Here is a 17,249-nt window from a genome sequence, read left to right as displayed (position 1 = left end):
TGCGGCGCGCGGCGTTTGCCGCGACGCTCGCCTGCGCGGCGCTGACCACGCTGGTCGCCGCGCCCGCGCAGGCCGCACCGATCGACTCGCTCATCAAGGCGGTCAAGTTCGACGACATCGACGGTGTCAACAAGCTGATCGCGAAGGGCATGGACCCGAACAGCGTCGACAACCAGGGCATCCCGCTGCTCGTGATCGCCGCGCGCGAAAAGTCGGACAAGGTGGGCGCGGCGCTCGTCGCGAATCCCAAAACCAATATCGAGATCGAGGACAAGTCGGGCGAAAACGCGCTGATGATGGCCTCGCTTGTCGGCGACATCAACTTCGTGAACCTGCTGCTCGCGAAAGACGCCGAGGTCAACAAGAAGGGCTGGGCGCCGCTGCACTACGCGGCCGCGAACGGTCATGACGACATCGTCAAACTGCTGCTCGATCACTCGGCCTACGTCGACGCGGGTTCGCCGAACGGCACCACGCCGCTGATGATGGCCGCGCGCGGCGGCCACATGTCGACGCTCAAGCTGCTGCTCGACAACGGCGCGGATATCGGCGTGAAGAACCAGATCGGCATGACCGCGCTCGATTTCGCGAAGCAGTACAAGGAGCCGGACGCCGTCGAAGGGCTGACGGCGCGCATGCAGCAGGCGCAGCAGCAGAAGTAACCGGCGGCAAGCCGGCACGGGCAGTGTGCGGCGCAAACTCGCCGTGGGTGAATCAGTCGATGAGTTCGCCAGTGAATTAGCCAGTGCGCCCGGTCGGTCGCCGCCATTTGCCGGTGCGTGATGGCGGCCTGCCTGCTGCCGTCGCGTAAAACAGTGCAGAATGACGATCTCGGCGCGCCACGCGGTGTGCCGTCTGGACGCGGCGAAAGACCGCGTGATAAACAAACCTGGAAAGGAACACCATGCTGCGGGCTTTGATTTTCGCCGGCGCGCTTGCTTTGCCGCTATCGGCAGCCGCGTTTACGGGAGGCGACCTCAACAAGCTGTGCACCAAGACCGACGTGGCTTCGCGCAGCGCATGCGCGGCCTATATCGAAGGCGCGGCTGACGGCATCTTCAACACGATTGATGCGATCGGCGGCACCACCGGTCCGCGCGTCGGCCAGTATTTCTGCCTGCCGGCGGACGCACGCTCGGCGCAATTGACCGACGCGGTGCGCCGGTACATCGCCGACAATCCGAACGCCGCCGGCTACAACGCGAGCACGGCGATTTCGCTCGGACTCGGCAAGGCGTTTCCCTGCCGAAGCGGCGGCTGATCCGCCGCGCCGGGCCTTCCGCCCGGCATCCCGGTAGCCCGGCAAACGCGCGCCGGGTGCCGCGGCGGCCGTTCTCCCTCAGGCGGGAGTGGCCGCCCGGGAAGTGAGTAGTCCCGCAGGCGTGCCGCCGTCGCTCGAGCCCGGAGGAAGATGCCCGTTATGCCTACTTTCGACGACTTCAGCCGCGTGGCCGCCGCGCCGCTGCACTCATGGCTCGGCGCGCTGGTCGTCACGGCCATCGTGACGGTGGTGGCGATCGGCTTTCATCGCTTCGGCTCGCGCATCGTCATGCGCATCGCCGAGCCGCATACGCTCACGAGCGTGGTGCTGCGCTACATCGACAAGCCCACGCTGTTCGTCCTCGTGATCTTCGTCTTCGCGTGGGTCTGGTCCGAGGCGCCCGATTCCCTCCATTTCATCGAACCCGTACGCGACGTCACCTCGATCGCGCTGATCGCCGCGCTCACGTGGCTGTCGGTGCGATCGGCGGCGGCGATCGGCGAGGCAATCATTCGCGCCCATCCGCTCGATACCGCCGATAACCTGCAGGCGCGCCGCATTCATACACAGGCGCGCGTGCTCGCGCGCTCGGTAATGATCGTGATCGTTATCGTCGGCATGGGCGGCGCGCTGATGACCTTGCCGGGTGTCCGGCAGATCGGTGCGAGTCTGCTCGCATCGGCCGGGGTGGCCGGTCTCGTCGCCGGTATCGCGGCGCGGCCGGTGCTCGGCAATCTGATCGCGGGCTTGCAGATCGCGCTCTCGCAACCAATCCGCCTCGACGACGTCGTCGTGATCCAGGGCGAGTGGGGGCGTATCGAGGAAATCACCGGCACGTACGTGGCGGTGCGTCTGTGGGACCAGCGCCGTCTGATCGTGCCGCTGCAATGGTTCATCGAAAATCCGTTTGCCAACTGGACGCGCAGCAGCTCGCAGATCATCGGCACGGTGTTTCTGTTCGTCGATTACCGGATGCCGCTCGCGCCGCTGCGCGAAGAGCTGGCGCGCATCGTCGAGCACGCGCCCGAGTGGGATCGCCGCGTGCAGGTGCTGCAGGTCACCGAGGGCACCGAGCGCGCGATGCAGTTGCGCGCGCTCGTCAGCGCGTCCGATTCCGGCCTCGCGTGGGATCTGCGCTGCCGCGTGCGCGAAGGGCTGCTCGATTTCATTCAGCGGCACTATCCCGAGTACCTGCCGCGCGCGCGGGCCGAGGTGTCGGCGGAACCGGAAAGCGGCGACGGCGCCCGTCTCGACCGGCTGCCGCGCGGCAGGCAGGCGCCGGCCGGCAGCACGGCCGCGCATACCGAAGCCGATCCGGTGGCGAGCCGCGTCGGCCGGCCGGAGGGCACAGCCGATGCCGCTGCTCTCGCTGCAGCGAGGAAGGCGCAGGAGCGGGCTTAGCCACGCGCTGGTTCGTGCTATGGGTACATTTGGGTAGGGTTTCGGCTGAGGGGCGCCCGGCAATGCAAGCCGTAGCCGTAATCGTTCGCACGGACCGACCAGCGCAATTCGACCAGGCACACGGTTTGCTGTCCATGCGTGCGCCGCGTCCACAGCCGCGAACGAGCCGGACCGGCGCGCATCCCGGCAACCCAAGGAGGATACGCAAGATGGGCCGACTGATCGTCGTGTCGAATCGCGTCGCGACGCCGACGGAGACCAAAGGATCGGCGGGCGGGCTCGCCGTCGGCGTATTCGGCGCGCTGAAGGACGCGGGCGGCGTCTGGTTCGGCTGGAGCGGCGACGTAGTCAGCGAAACCGTCGCCAATGCCGGGCCGACGCTCGACCAGGACGGCGCCGTGACCTTCGCGACCGTCGGCCTCACGCGCAAGGACTACGACCAGTACTACCGCGGCTTTTCCAACGCGACGCTGTGGCCCGTGTTCCACTACCGCAACGACCTCGCGCGCTACGAGCGCGAGGAGTATGCGGGCTACCGGCGCGTGAACGCATGGCTCGCGCACAAGCTCGTCAAGCTGCTCGAACCCGACGACATCATCTGGATTCACGACTACCATCTGATCCCGTTTGCCGAGGCGCTGCGCAACGAGGGCGTCGCGAACCGCATCGGCTTCTTCCTGCATATTCCGTTTCCCGCGCCGCAGATCCTGCTCAACATTCCGCCGCACGAGGAGCTCGTGAAGTCGATGTCGTGCTACGACCTGCTCGGCTTCCAGACCGCCACCGACCAGCAGGCGTTCCACGACTACGTGGCGCGCCATGCGCGCGGCACCGTGAGCGCCGATGGCGTTGTCGAGGCGTTCGGGCGCAAGCTGCGCACCGGCGTCTACCGGATCGGCGTGTTCCCCGACGAAATCGCCGCGCAGGCGAAGCGCTACGAGAGCCGCCAGCATGTGCTCGACCTCAAGCAGAGCCTCGAAGGGCGCAAGCTCATCATGAGCGTCGACCGGCTCGATTATTCGAAGGGGCTCGTCGAGCGTTTCCGCTCGTTCGAGCTACTGCTCGAACGCTCGCCCGAATGGCGCGGCAACGTCACGCTCGTGCAGATCGCGCCGCCGACACGCTCGGACGTCGCGACCTATCAGAAGATTCGCCAGGACCTCGAATACGAAGCAGGGCGCATCAACGGCCGCTACTCGGGCCTCGACTACACGCCGATCCGCTACCTGAATCAGCAGTACGACCGCTGGAAGCTGATGTCGCTGTTCCGCGAATCGCAGATCGGCTTCGTCACGCCGCTGCACGACGGCATGAATCTCGTCGCGAAGGAGTACGTCGCCGCGCAGAATCCCGACGACCCCGGCGTGCTCGTGCTGTCGATTTTCGCGGGCGCGGCTGCGGAGCTCTCCGGTGCGCTGCTCGTCAATCCGCACGACTCCGTCGGCATGTGCGAGGCTCTGCAACGCGCCTTGCAGATGCCGCTCGACGCACGCCAGCGGCGCCACGAGATCAACATGGCGGCGCTGCGCAAGAACGACCTCGGCGTGTGGCGCGACACCTTTCTCGACGATTTGCGCCGCGTGCCGCTGCGCAAGCCGGGCGAGGGCGGCGGACATGGCTAGGCGCGGGCCGCCTAGCTCGCCCGACCTGTCGTCTTCGGCCGCCCGCTTGCGCGCCGAGTGCCGGGCGGGTTGCGGCTCCGCTTTGCCCCCTCGCTACACTTCGCCGCGCCCGTCACCGGATGTAAGCCGGGTGTAACAGCACCGAGCAAATGCAAGACCGGCGGCTTTTCAGTGGCCGCCAGGAAATAATGAGCCTTGTCCGACGATGTGCGAACGATGGACGCCTGCCTGGGCGAAGCGCGCATTGATCGCGGGTAACGGCGCTGTCATACTCGGCGTCGCCGGTGCGTACCGCCACGAGGCGCAAGCCGCCGGCTCATGGAGACAGACTATGAAGATTGCGCAGATCGCCCCGTTGACCGAATCCGTGCCGCCGAAACTCTATGGCGGCACCGAGCGCGTCGTGTCGTACATCACCGAGGCGCTGGTCGAACAGGGCCACGACGTGACGCTGTTCGCGAGCGGCGACTCCGTCACGAGCGCGAAGCTCGAAGCGGTTTGGCCGCGCGCGCTGCGTCTCGACCCCGGCATTCGCGACCGCATCGCGCCGCATATGCTGCTGATGGAACTCGTGCGCCGCCAGGCCGAAGAGTTCGACGTGCTGCACTTCCACCTCGACTATTACTCGTTCTCGGTCTTCAAGCGGCAGGACACGCCGTTCGTCACGACGATGCACGGCCGGCTCGATCTGCCCGAACAGCAGCCCGTGTTCGACACCTTCAACACCGCGCCGGTGATTTCGATCTCGAATGCGCAGCGTCATCCGCTGCCCCAGGCGCGGTGGCTCACCACCGTCTATCACGGCTTGCCGGAGCAGTTGTACACGCCGCAGCCGGTCGAGCAGAAGTACCTTGCGTTTCTCGGCCGGATTTCGCCGGAAAAGCGCGTCGATACCGCGATTCGTATCGCGGGGCGCTGCGGCATGCCGATCCGCATCGCCGCGAAAGTCGATGCGGCCGACCGCGAATACTTCGAGCGCGAGATCCGGCCGTTGCTCGATCTGCCGTATGTCGAATACATCGGCGAGATTGCCGACGGCCAGAAGGCCGAGTTTCTGTCCGGGGCGCACGCGCTGCTGTTTCCGATCGACTGGCCGGAGCCGTTCGGCCTCGTGATGATCGAGGCGATGGCGTGCGGCACGCCGGTCATTGCATTCAATCGCGGCTCGGTGCCCGAAGTGCTCGAAGACGGCGTGACGGGCTTTATCGTCGAGGACGAGATCGGCGCGGTCGCAGCGGTGGCCCGGCTGCACAAGATGCCGCGCGCGGGTGTGCGGCGCCGCTTCGAGGAGCGCTTCACTTCGCACCGGATGGCGCGGCAATACGTGGAGGCGTATCAGTCGGTGATTCGCGCGCAGAAGCGCTCGCGCTTCAAGGTGATCGATACGTCGGGAAGCTGATCTTCGCCGGCGGCGAGGCTGACTGCGGAGCGGTGAAGGGGGAAAAGAAAAAGCGGCGGTGCATCGACAGACGCACCGCCGTTTTTATGGCCGCACTAGCGCATTCGGACCCGCGCTCAGATCTTCAGGCGCGTGACCTTCGTACCTTGCAGCGACACGTCGCCCATCAGGCCCGCGTTGGTCATGACGAAGACCTCCACCGGGGCCGTGGCCGTGTTCGTGTCGATCGCGCCATTCGCACCGACCTTCACGAGCGCGACCGATGCATCGGCGCCGGCCGACCAGCCGTCCGCGTTGCGGAATTTGTCGAGCGAGTCCTGCGTCATGAACATGAAGATGAGCGCCTTCGACTGCGCGCCGGCCTGCAGGCCGAACGAGCCCGACACCGTGCTGTAGTAGCCGACCGTGGCACCGCCCACGCGCAACGCGCCTTCGCCATACTGGCCGCCGACGATGAAGCCCGCCTGCAGCACCGAAGGGAACACGAGTACGCCGCGCGCCTTCGAGACCAGCTCACGCGAGCCCGGTACGGTGGTGAACAGCTTGGACATCGTGCCGTCGACGCTGGCGTCGATCGATTGACGCTTCGAGGCGTTCGTGGCGGCGGTGGGATTGCTGTTGCCCGTCGTCGTGCAGCCAGCGAGTGCAAGGCCTCCGACAGCGAGTGCGGCGGTCGTCTTCAACATGAAGTGTCGTCTTTGCATCGTTTTTCTCCATTTTCTTCATCATGGATCCGTGGCGCAACCGCGAATGGCTTCGCCCGGTCGCTTTTAAGTTATAACACAGGCGACGCATAAAGGCGTGTGGCATGCGCATGCGAAAGCCTTATGGGATGGGGCTTTGAGGCCGATGGAGACCGACCGGCGAGTAATTTTGACTGGCTTCGAAGGGCGCCTTGGAGGGCATGGAAAAACCTCCAAAGGTGCTGCGCGAGCGGGGCGTAGACGTATTGACGGCGAGATGCGCGCTGCGTACCGCGATCCTGGCGATGCGCCGGCGAGGCATGGACGAAGCGACACGAAGGCCCGTTTTTACCGATTTTCTGTGCAAGGCACTACGCGATTGGCATCGCATTGAAATGGCCGCGCTCGTGCCGCCATTTCGCGAGGCAAGCCGCCCATGCCGCCCATGCCGCGCATGGCAAAGCGTGCCGCGCATGGCAAAGCGTGCCGCTTACCCGTGATTCGCCGGACTCTTGACCGGCGGCGGACGCCGCAGCGCGCGGCGCACCATGCCGATAATCACGCCGATCAGGAACAGGATCGCCGCCGGCACGACCCAGTAGCCGACGAACGCGTGCCACAGATAAGCCATCAGCGTCGAGCGGCGCACGCTGTATTCGTTGATCGCGTCCTGCTGGCGCGCCGCGTTGGCAGCCAGCACGTCGGCCGGGCAGCCGGCGGCTTTCGCCTCGTCGGGCTTGCCGTGGCAATGCGCGAGCGCGCCGGCCGCGCGTTGCGCGTCGGTGAAATTCCAGGTGGTCAGCGCGCGGTCGAGATCGACGGCGTTATACGACATTTCCTCGCGGATCTCGTTGACCGCAACGATCGCCACGGGCACGGCCCAGAATACGATGACCAGCAACCACCGCCTCAGCCAGCGGTTTTTATACTTCGATACCATCCTTGCCTCCGGTCGATGCTCAGCAGCACGAACGACAAGATGGCGGCCCGCTTGATCCGGTTGTGTCGGGTAGGTGAGGGTGGGCCGTCTCCGCAGCCATCATAGAAGAAAAACGGCGGGTTCGTGCGGGCGGACAGCGAAGGAAGGCAAAGCGCGAGCCGTGCCGGCAAGCGCGCGGCCGGGCCGCGATGGGCGAGGCAGGCCCGATGCGCCGGCGCCCGCGTGCTCGACACAGGCGCCGGCGGGCGCCGGCAGATGCCGACGCCGTGGGAGACGGCGATTTCGTGCGGGCGTTCTAGTTGGCAGCCGCCGGCGCCGATGACGACAGGCAGGTCTTCATAAACGCCTTGCGGTCGTCGCCTTTTTTGCCGGTGGCCTGGGCGTTGCACGCCTTCATCTTGTCCTGCTGGCTCATCGGCGCGGCGGCGGCCGGCTTCGCGGACAGGCAGGTCTTCATGAATGCCTTGCGGTCGTCGCCCTTCTTGTCGCCGGCCTGCTTGTTGCAATCGGCCATTTTGGTCTGCTGGCTGTTCTGCGCGAACGCCGGTGACACGAGTACCGCGCCGAGCACCAGCGCAGCGATAGCGGATTGAATCTTCATGGGACACTCCATCGGTGGTGAAAACGTTTTTGGTCGTTCATGCGCGCGGGCGTCGATAACGGAGAGGCCCCGGCGCATCCATTATGGCGAATGCCGTCTGCGAGAACGTAGAAAAATGCCATCCGGTTGACAAGGGGTGCCGCTCGTTTTCCCTTAGGGGCCCGGTTCACGCGGCATGGTCATGTGCTGTCCATGCACTCTGCGGTGCTGTACGGCCCCGTACCCGAGTGCAAAAAGAGCGGCATGAGAAAGCCGTGAGTCCGCTCTTCCTAGGCTGTTATCGAAGCTCGAACCCGCGCTTTGACGATCAGCAGGCTTCATCCCGCCACAGGCCCAGGAGAAAACCATCGGGCATGAATAACGGCAGTTCTTTCCCGAACTTGAGCCCATATCGGCCTCTGAAAATTTTTTTTCGGCAAATCCTTAAATCGCACTCTTTCACGGGGATTTCGTCATGTCCTCGTCACACGCCCGCGACGATAATCCCCGCGCCCGCAAGTACAAAATCACACGGGCGACCCGCAAAAAGCGGGGGATTTTGCATTTCCAGATCTCGGGGATCTTCAGATGACCATCCGTCACCGCATCACGCTTCTCGTCGTTCTGATGCTCGTCGCGCTATCCGCCATTGGCGGCTACGCCGTGCTTCAGACCCGCAGCAGTGCCGTCAATGTGCGGCAGGTTACTCAAGGTGTCGTGCCGAGCGCGCTCGCGTCGGCGGACCTCGTCTCGCAGGTCAAGGACGTGCAGCTCGCGATGATGACGCTCGTCTATGCGCCCGACGCGAATATGGTTGCGCAGGCCCAGGCGCTTCTGAAGAGCAAGGAAGCCTCGTTGCAGGCCGCACTCGACGTGCAGGCCAGGGCCGCGCAAGGTCAGGCGCAAACGGGGCTCGTGAGCCAGGCGCGCGAGAGCCTCGCGAATTATTTCAACGCGGTCAACGACACCGCGAAGATGAAGGCCGAAGGCAAGAACGAACTTGCGCAGGCCTATCTGTTCGCGAACGTCGCGGAGTATCGCGACGAACTCGAAGGTATTGTCGAGACGCTGCGCATCGAGAAGAATCGCCAGAAGGACGCCGCGATCGGGACGCTGAACGACGCGCTCGCCACCACCACGACCGCGATCGCCGCCGCGACCGGCGCGGCCATCGCCGTGCTGGTGCTGATCAGCGCGCTGCTGTATCGCCAGATCACGCGTCCGCTGAGCCGCATGCAGGTCGAGATGAGCGAGATCGCGGCGAGCCAGGACTTCACGCGGCGCGTGCCGGTCGGCCGCATGGACGAGATCGGTCATTCGATCGTCGCGTTCAACGGCATGATCGAAAAGATCCAGCAAAGCTCGCTGCAACTGAAGCAGAAGACCGCCGACATCCAGGCGATGCTGCAGAACATGCAGCAGGGCATTCTGACCGTGGTCGAAGGCGTGGTCGTGCATCCGGAGTACTCGGCCTATCTCGAAGCGATCTTCGAAACGCGCGAGATCGCGGGGCGTCCGCTGCTCGATCTCGTGTTCGGCGGCACCGGCATCGGCAGCGACAGGCTCGCGCAAATCGAGGCCGCGCTCGCAGCATGCATTGGCGAAGACAGCATGAACTTCGAGTTCAACCAGCATCTGCTCGTCAACGAAATCACCAAGCCGATGGCCGATGGTCGCGTGAAGACGCTCGATCTGAGCTGGTCGGCCATCACAGACGAAAACGATGTCGTATTGCGCCTGATGCTGTGCGTGCGCGACGTGACCGAGTTGCGCGCGCTCGCTGCCGAAGCCGGCGAACAGAAACGCCGCCTCGAAATGATCGGCGAAATTCTCGCGGTGAGTCAGGAGAAATTCCATCACTTCGTCGAAAGCGCAACGGGCTTTATCCACGAGAACGAGCGCATCATTCGTCAGCATCACGAACCGAGCCACGAGGCGGTGGCCGAACTGTTCCGCAACATGCATACGGTCAAGGGCAATGCGCGCACCTACAGCTTTGCGCATCTGACAGGCGTCGTGCATGAAACCGAGCAGCGCTATGACGCGTTGCGCCGCGAGAACAGCAGCGAAACGTGGGACCAGCAGTTGCTGATCGAAGACCTGCAACGCGTGAAGGCGGCGCTCGAAACCTATGCGACGATCAACGAGGTGAGCCTCGGCCGCAAGGGGCCGGGCCAGCGCGGCGCGATGGAGCGCTATCTGATGGTCGATCGCGAATTGATCCAGAAGCAGTTGAACGTGCTCGACATGCTCGGCAGCGCCGACCCCGCCGATCAGCGCGAACTCGCGGCGTTGCGCGAATCGTTGCAGCGCGAGTTGCGTCTGCTCGGCACCGAATCGATCTACGAGGCACTCGCGGGCGTGATCGAATCGCTGCCGTCGCTGGCAGCCGAACTCGGTAAAGAAGCGCCCACGGTGCGTATCGACAGTAACGGCTATCGTGTGCGCAGCGAGGCGAGCAACACGCTGCGCAACGTGTTTACGCATCTGCTGCGCAATTCGGTCGATCACGGGATCGAGGCCGCCGTCGAGCGTCTTGCGAACGGCAAGCCGGCGGCCGGCGTTATCGATCTGGAAGTCGGTGTCGATCATCACGCGCTGCAGATCACGATTAGCGACGACGGGCGCGGCCTCGCGCTCGCGAAGATTCGCGCGGCCGCCGTCGCACGCGGCTGGATCGAGGCCGATGCCGCGCTCAGCGACGAAGCGATTGCGGAGATGATTTTCCGTCCCGGCTTCTCGACCGCGCAAAGCGTGAGCGAGATTTCGGGGCGCGGGGTCGGCATGGATGCGGTGCGCGATTTCGTGCGGCGCGAGCAGGGCCGCATCGAATTGCGTTTTACCGACGAGCGGCGCGGCGCGGACTATCGCCGCTTCCAGACCGTCGTGTATTTCCCCGAAAACTGGGCCGTGGACAGTCTCGACAAATCCGCCGATGCAGCGCAATCGCACGAGCGTGACGCGGATGCTGCCGCGGGCCGGGTCGTGTGTTGAGCGTATGTTGAATGTAGCGAGGTGAACCGGTCGTGCTTGAACATTATCTTCTGACGGTATGCGTGGGCGGCATCGTCGCCGCATTGGTCACGGGAATTTTTTATCGCCGCAAGCTCAAGGCGGGCGAACAGGTGCAGCGCCTCGCGCGCGAGCGCGTCGCGGCGCTCGAAGCGCAACTGGAAGCCGCGCACGGCCTCGCTGAAGAGGCCAGCCGCGAGCATGCCGCGCTCGAAGCGAGGCTTGCCGATCTGCGCGCCGAGGCACAGCAGGGCGCGCACGAGCGCGATGCCTTGCAGACCTCGCTCGACGCCGCGCGTGCCCACGGTGACGAATGGTTGCAGCATGCCACGCGGATCGCGCAGGAAGCGGCCCGTCTGAAGACGCTGTGCATCACCTTCGAGCGCTGGCACGAGCAGATGATTTCGCTGATGTCGCAGAACCGCGACATGCACAAGAAGAACCAGGAGCTGTCCTCGATCGTGCAGCACGTGCTGATCGTCTCGCTCAATGCGTCGATCGAAGCGGCGCGCGCCGGCACGGCCGGCCGCGGCTTCTCGATCGTCGCGGGCGAAGTGCGGTCGCTCGCGTCGCGTTCGCAGGACCTGTCGAAAAGCTATCGCGAGAGCCTGCATCGCAACGATCTGACGACGGCCGCGACGTTTCAGGACATTCAGGCGGGCGGCAAGATGATCACGGCCTCGCTCGGCGGCGTCGAGACGCTGGCGACGCAGTTTCAATCCCGCCTCGAACAGGTCGCGGCGTGATTACCGATCAGGCGAAGCAAAGCATCGCGGACATCTTCTGCCACGCCGCGCGCGCGCGTTTGCCCGCGACGCCGGGCGATGCGTGCGAGATCGCCGCCGTGCCGAGGTGGAATCGCGATCGTCCGGCCGCGCCGTGCGCGACGGTCCTGACGATCTCGTCGATCGGCTTCCGGCTGCTGTTCGTGCTGCATTTCAGCAATGACGAAGCGACGCGCGCGTATTACGTCGGCGACGACACGACGCGCTCGCTGCCGGAAACGCTGATGGAACTCGGCAACCTCTGTTGCGGCTATATGAACCAGCAACTGGTGAACGTCTTCCCCGATCTCGGCATGTCGACGCCGTATGAACTGCATAGAGCATGCGTCGAGTATCTCGACGAATTGCGGCCCGATCAGGTGTGGACGTATGAGTTGACGATCGGCGGGGCGGTCCGGCTCGGCGTCACCTTATGTCTGTGCGCCCAGGCGCCGCTCGATTTCAGGGCCGAACTCGCCACGGCGGACGAGAGCGAAGGCGCACTCGAACTTTTCTAGCGACACTGCATTCGCACACTGAATACGATGAATCTCAGCAAGCCCGTCAGTAAGGTGCTCGTGCTCGACGACAGTCCTGCACACGCGGAAGCCCTGAAGCTCTTTTTCGATGAGCACAATCTCATTGCGCTGAAGGTGCGCGACAGCCGCCGCCTGAGCGCGGTATTGAGCACCAGCATCGACCTCGGCGGCGTGCTGCTCGCGGACGATTACGGCGGCTCGCTCGACGAGGCCGCTGCGGCTGCGGCGCGTATCAATACTTTGCGTCCCGAACTGCCGGTTATTCTGCGCTTGAGCGGCAACACGCCGCCCGAACAGTTGCCGCACGCATTGAAGAACGCGGCCTGCGCGAGCTTCGATGCCGCGAACATGAGCGCATTGTGCGCGGCTGTCGATCAATACATCTTCAGCCTTGACTTTCCGAATGCGCTCGTGCGCGGTATCGCGGAGATCACGGAAGCGCGGCTCGCGACGCTATTCGACGGCGTCACGGTGCGCCGCGACGCGCCCAGCGTCGTGCGCGATCGCATTATCTTCGGCGAGGTGTTCAGCCTGATTCCGCTCGAAGGCACATGGTGCCGCGGCTACATGCTGATGCAGGCGCAGGAGGACCCGCTGCTCGCGATGATCGAACGCGACCGCGCGGCGCGCCGGAGCGGTGCAAATGGTGCAAATGGTGTGAGCGGCCCGGGCGCGGCGGAAGCGGGCTTTCGCGATCTGAACAACCTGCTCGGCGAGTTGACCAATCTGATCTGGGGCGCCTTCAAGGACCGCTTCCTCGGTCCGCAGAGTGCGCGCGAAGCGAGTCAGGTGCAGGTGCCGCTGCTGGTCAATCACAAGCATCGCTACATCTCGTTCGGCTCGGACAATCCGCAACTGCGTTTCCAGTATCTGTTGCACGACGAGACGAGCGGCCAATCGGTCGCGATCGACCAGCGCTTCGTGTTCAACCTGAGCTGGTCACCCGAAGATTTCTCTGAAAACACGCTGGATATCGACGATCTCGTCGAATCGGGCGAGCTCGATCTGTTTTGATACAACGCGTCGGCGACGCAAGGACATTGGCATGGCAAAGATTCTGGTGGTAGACGATTCGAGCACGGTTCGCGATGAAGTCGCGGGCTTTCTGACCAAAAACGGTCTGGACGTCGCGACGGCCATCGACGGCAAGGATGGTCTCGCGAAACTCAGGACGGATTCGAATATCCGGCTGATCGTGAGCGACGTGAACATGCCGAATATGGACGGCCTGACGATGGTCGAGAAAATTCGCGGCGAACTCGCGAACAAGACCGTCAACGTCATCATGCTCACGACCGAAAGCAGCCCGGCGATGAAGGAGCGCGGCAAGGCGGCCGGTGTGAAGGGCTGGATCGTCAAGCCGTTCAAGGGCGATGCGGTGCTCGAAACGTTCAGGAAGCTGGCGGGCTGAGCGGCGGCGGACCGCCGATCGCCGGCCTGTGGGACGTCAGGGCGGTGCGCGGCGGCCGCTCACCGATGCGACATCGGAACGTCTCGTGGTGCTCGTTGCGCACGAGGTTCGCCTGCCTCATCTCTTGCGGTCATTGATCGCGCTCATTGAGTCAGTCAGGCATGACGCGAAGGCTGATCGCCTGCGATCGTCGGCAACGGCAAGGCCGACCTGAACGCGTTGTCCGGATCGAACCGGCGCTTCAGCTCGACGATACGCGCGGCATTCGCGCCGAAGCTTGCCGCCGCACGTGCCGGCTCCCCATTCGCCAGCAGATTGGCATAACACCCCGGCAACGCATGCGTGGCTAGTGCGCTCGACAGACGGGCAACCCAGTCGGCATGGCGTGCCTCATCGTCGTCACTGCCGGCGTTCCAGCCGGCGACGATCTCGATCAACAGGTGGGGCTCGCGCATCGCGAACGCGGTCGCGTCGGTGGCGATGCGCGTGGCTTCACCGCGGAACTCGTGCGTAACGATCGCGCAGCCGCTGGATGGACGTCGCGCGAACGCATCGAGCAGGATCTCGATCACGGCAGGAGACAGGGCAGGCAGCGAACGGGTGTCCATCAGCACGCGCTGGCCGTTCACGATGTGTGCGTCGAAGAGGGTATTCGATGCACCGTAAGGCTGATGCGCGATCATCGACATGAGTGGATCGCTGGCCGCGAGGAGTGGCGCGACCTGCGCCTCGGCGTCGCCGGGCTTACCACTCCACGTCGGCGCGACGAGCAGCACCGGCGAACCGTCGGGCCCACTGAGCAGACCGAACTGGACTGTCAGCGCATCCGGCCGGTCCGAGGCGATGCTCGCGTAATTCGCCAGCACGGCAGGTGCGGCTTGAATCGGGTAGAAGAGCGGACCGCCGTAGACCGTTTCGAGTCGATGCAGCCGGTGCTCCATCGAAACGACGACACCAAAATTGCCGCCCCCGCCGCGCAACGCCCAGAATAGATCCGCGTGTTGCGTGTCGCTTGTGTGGGCGATGGAACCATCGGCCAGCACAACCTCGGCAGACACCAGATTGTCGAGTGCGAGCCCGAAACGGCCAACCAGCGACCCGTAGCCGCCGCCGAGCGTCAGTCCGGCCATCCCGACGGCGCCCGACGCGCCGGTTACGACAGCCATCCCTCGCGGATCAGTCGCCGCGAACACGTCGGACGCCAGCGCACCGCCACCGATCTGGATCGTTCGACCATGGTCGTGGGGCTGCACGTTGCGCATCGAGGTCAGATCGATTACCAGCCCGTCGCACAGCGCGCGACGCGCCCAGTCGTGGCCTCCGCCTCGCACCGACACGGCAAGCCCGCAGTCGCGCGCGATACGCAATGCGGTCTGGACGTCGGCGGCCTGACGGCATACATAGACGCCGGCAGGCCGGCGGTCGCGGCCGCCCGCCCAGATATCGACGGCGTTCTCATAGGACGGATCGCCGGGTATGGCGATCGGCGCATCGGGAAAGGTTTGCCGAAACATACGACTCGGGAACGGAGAAGCAGGGGGCATGGCTTGATCTCGCAAGGACAACGAACACGGGGAATATGCGCAAGCGGCGCGGGCCGCTGGCCGCGCCGCTTTGCGTGGGATACGTCAACGGAAACGGGCCGCTGGCCGGGGCGTGCCGATCGCGACAGGACGCACGATCGAACCCGAGGCGCCGCGCAACGCGAGCGGGACGACGATGGCCGCGAAGAGCCAGACGCGATCCCGCGCGAGATCGTCGAGCTTCAGGTTCTGGATTTGCAGTACCCCGGCTTCGACGAGATTGAAGTGATGCGTACCGAACGGCGCATCGGTCCGCATGCCCGCAGGCGGCGCGCTCGCACCCTGGAGCTGCCCGTCGTTCACCGGGTCGGTGAACGGGTTGTCGAGCCCGACCACCACGGGTTCGGACGCAGCGAGGAATGCCGCGCCCGCGGCAGACAACCCCGGGCCGCTGGTGTAGTAGGCGCCGTATCGGGCGTCGCTCCAGCGTCGACCCCAGCCGGTGTGGATGAACACGACATCGCCGGGAAGAATGCCGCGTTCGAGCAGGTCCTGACGCGCCAGCATCGCGGTGAGATCCTTCTCGGTGATTTCGAAACCAGGCGGCAGTTCGTCGACGCCATGGTAGCCCGCTGCATCGAGCAGAATTCCCGTGCTCAGGAGCGGTGGCACCTCATCGATTCCCAATCTCGCGAGATGTCCGTGCGGATCGGGTTTGACGACCCGTTGCGGCAGGCCGCCGAAATAGGTTACGTCGTCGGCAGGGAGCGGGCCATGCCCGTCCCAAACGTTTTTCAACACGCCGAAATGACCGAGCGCGTCGATATGCGTGCCCTGCTGGCCGAGCGAGCCGGTGACTGTTTCGAGATTCCCCGCGTGAAGGGTTCCGGGTATCCCCTGTGTCGCGCCGAATTCGAACGACAGCGGTTGCGCGAACGGCGACGACGGTGCGGTGTCGTCGATCGGGTGCGCGAGGTCGTAGCAGCGGGCGCCGCCGGAAAGGAACGGCGCGCAACGTGTCCATGTATCGGGGCCGATGTAGCGCCAGTTGCCGCGGATATCGTCAGGATAAGAAGGGGGCATGTCATCTCCATAGAGACGACCGATATTGGATGTAACGCCAGATTCTGTATTGGACGGATGTGCTCAGGCCGCGACGGGGGCCTGCTTTTCAGTTCCCGCTTTTTCAATTCCCCCTTCTCAGTTCCCCCGGCGCCATGCCGTGGACCTGGCGCATCCATCGCGACAGATGGCTCTGATCGGTAAAGCCGGTCGCGGCGGCAACCTCGGAGAGAGGCTGCGCGCTGCCGCGCAGCAAGTCCACGGCATGCGTTACGCGCAGGCGCATCACGTAGCGATGCGGTGTCATGCCGGTCGCGTGCCGGAACAGCCGGGAAAAATGGAAGCGACTACAGCCCGCCACCGCGGCGAGTTCGGCCACTCCGATCGGTTCGCCGATATGCGCATGAACATAGTCGGACAACATGTTCAATGCCCGCCGACTCAACGCGCCGTGCACGGGGACGAGCGGCGCGGCGACGTGATGCGTGGCGACATGTCGGAAGATCTGGTCTGACACGCTGCTCCAGAACAGTGGGCCGTTCGGAAGCCCCGCTGCGGTTTCCGCGAGCAGCAGGCGCGCGAGGCGCAACAGAGGGTCGTCACGGCCGTGCAGGCGCTCGACCAGGCGCGGTTCGGCGATGTCCGCCCGCAGTGCCTCCATCGCGAAGCACTCGGACGACAGGACCAGCGATACGGCATCGATATCGTCCGGTGCTTCGACGCCACAATCCGCATTGGCGGGGCAGATGGACAGCGAACCCGCTACCGCCCGATGTTCAAGGCGGCGCCCAGCGATCGCACACCGCAGCATCGACGGTGCCGACATATGGAAGCTGATCAGATGTTCGCCGCAGTGGCCGGCAAGATGCGCGCCGCCGGAAAAACGCAGTGCCGCGACTGCCACCCCGAGGTCGCCCGGCGAGCGCCCGTCGACGAGTACCGCAGGTGCCGCGCCGTCCGCCTGGATAGCGTGCAGGCCTTGTCCGTTCAGCGTTCGTTGTGCATCCAATCACCGCCTCCTGAATGAGCGAATCCGCCCGTGTCGATACACG

General features: G+C 64.8%; 16 protein-coding genes. 10 read left to right on the top strand and 6 right to left on the bottom strand.

Annotation, left to right across the window (positions count from 1 at the left end):
• The 5 genes from GXB81_RS13145 to GXB81_RS13125 all read left to right on the top strand — a co-directional run.
• A partial coding sequence (locus GXB81_RS13145) for an ankyrin repeat domain-containing protein (RefSeq protein ID WP_205989347.1) occupies positions 1-662 on the top strand: 662 nt, incomplete at its 5' end.
• A gap of 242 nt (positions 663-904) precedes the next feature.
• Positions 905-1,261: a Rap1a/Tai family immunity protein gene (locus GXB81_RS13140; protein ID WP_167038213.1), complete on the top strand. Its 357-nt coding sequence runs from the start codon at positions 905-907 to the stop codon at positions 1,259-1,261.
• Positions 1,262-1,420: 159 nt separating this feature from the next.
• A complete protein-coding gene (locus GXB81_RS13135) occupies positions 1,421-2,662 on the top strand; it encodes a mechanosensitive ion channel domain-containing protein (protein WP_205989346.1) in 1,242 nt (413 codons plus the stop codon).
• A gap of 209 nt (positions 2,663-2,871) precedes the next feature.
• Positions 2,872-4,284 carry an alpha,alpha-trehalose-phosphate synthase (UDP-forming) gene (otsA, locus tag GXB81_RS13130; protein ID WP_167038211.1) on the top strand — a complete coding sequence of 471 codons (1,413 nt, stop codon included), beginning with the start codon at positions 2,872-2,874 and terminating at the stop codon, positions 4,282-4,284.
• Between the two features lie 331 nt (positions 4,285-4,615).
• A complete protein-coding gene (locus GXB81_RS13125) occupies positions 4,616-5,683 on the top strand; it encodes a glycosyltransferase family 4 protein (protein WP_167038209.1) in 1,068 nt (355 codons plus the stop codon).
• 116 nt (positions 5,684-5,799) lie between these two features.
• Here the strand turns inward: GXB81_RS13125 and GXB81_RS13120 are convergent, their stop codons facing one another.
• The 3 genes from GXB81_RS13120 to GXB81_RS13110 form a co-directional block, all read right to left on the bottom strand.
• Positions 5,800-6,387, bottom strand: a complete 588-nt coding sequence (locus tag GXB81_RS13120) for a YSC84-related protein (RefSeq protein ID WP_167038207.1) — start codon at positions 6,385-6,387, stop codon at positions 5,800-5,802.
• 469 nt (positions 6,388-6,856) lie between these two features.
• Positions 6,857-7,306 carry a hypothetical protein gene (locus GXB81_RS13115; RefSeq protein WP_205989345.1) on the bottom strand — a complete coding sequence of 150 codons (450 nt, stop codon included), beginning with the start codon at positions 7,304-7,306 and terminating at the stop codon, positions 6,857-6,859.
• Positions 7,307-7,601: 295 nt separating this feature from the next.
• Positions 7,602-7,907 carry a PsiF family protein gene (locus GXB81_RS13110; protein ID WP_167038203.1) on the bottom strand — a complete coding sequence of 102 codons (306 nt, stop codon included), beginning with the start codon at positions 7,905-7,907 and terminating at the stop codon, positions 7,602-7,604.
• Positions 7,908-8,474: 567 nt separating this feature from the next.
• On the opposite strand from GXB81_RS13110, the gene GXB81_RS13105 reads away from it, so the two are divergent.
• From GXB81_RS13105 to GXB81_RS13085, 5 genes are read left to right on the top strand one after another with little or no spacing between them, the layout of a single operon-like run.
• On the top strand, positions 8,475-10,880 hold the full coding sequence (locus tag GXB81_RS13105; RefSeq protein ID WP_205989344.1) for an ATP-binding protein: 2,406 nt from the start codon (positions 8,475-8,477) through the stop codon (positions 10,878-10,880).
• A 32-nt stretch (positions 10,881-10,912) separates the two neighbouring features.
• Entirely contained in the window at positions 10,913-11,644 is a 732-nt protein-coding gene (locus GXB81_RS13100; protein ID WP_205989343.1) for a methyl-accepting chemotaxis protein, read from the top strand.
• Entirely contained in the window at positions 11,641-12,180 is a 540-nt protein-coding gene (locus GXB81_RS13095) for a hypothetical protein (protein ID WP_205989342.1), read from the top strand. Before GXB81_RS13100 ends, GXB81_RS13095 begins: the two co-directional genes overlap by 4 nt.
• Before the next feature lie 27 nt (positions 12,181-12,207).
• The gene (locus GXB81_RS13090) at positions 12,208-13,215 is read left to right on the top strand and encodes a chemotaxis protein CheX (RefSeq protein WP_205989341.1); all 1,008 of its coding nucleotides are present in this window, start codon (positions 12,208-12,210) and stop codon (positions 13,213-13,215) included.
• Positions 13,216-13,246: 31 nt separating this feature from the next.
• Complete coding sequence (locus GXB81_RS13085; protein WP_167038193.1) at positions 13,247-13,612, top strand: response regulator; 366 nt, start codon at positions 13,247-13,249, stop codon at positions 13,610-13,612.
• A gap of 155 nt (positions 13,613-13,767) precedes the next feature.
• On the opposite strand, the gene GXB81_RS13080 is transcribed toward GXB81_RS13085, so the two are convergent.
• From GXB81_RS13080 to GXB81_RS13070, 3 genes are all read right to left on the bottom strand, one after another.
• Positions 13,768-15,126 carry an FAD-dependent oxidoreductase gene (locus GXB81_RS13080; RefSeq protein WP_205989340.1) on the bottom strand — a complete coding sequence of 453 codons (1,359 nt, stop codon included), beginning with the start codon at positions 15,124-15,126 and terminating at the stop codon, positions 13,768-13,770.
• A gap of 114 nt (positions 15,127-15,240) precedes the next feature.
• On the bottom strand, positions 15,241-16,218 hold the full coding sequence (locus GXB81_RS13075) for a cyclase family protein (protein WP_205989339.1): 978 nt from the start codon (positions 16,216-16,218) through the stop codon (positions 15,241-15,243).
• A 103-nt stretch (positions 16,219-16,321) separates the two neighbouring features.
• Entirely contained in the window at positions 16,322-17,206 is an 885-nt protein-coding gene (locus tag GXB81_RS13070) for an AraC family transcriptional regulator (protein WP_205989338.1), read from the bottom strand.
• Positions 17,207-17,249: the final 43 nt, after the last annotated feature.

Origin of the sequence: Paraburkholderia sp. Ac-20336, from assembly GCF_017105025.1 — a bacterium.
In the GTDB taxonomy this organism is placed as follows: domain Bacteria; phylum Pseudomonadota; class Gammaproteobacteria; order Burkholderiales; family Burkholderiaceae; genus Paraburkholderia.
This window is presented reverse-complemented; position numbering and strand designations above follow the sequence as displayed.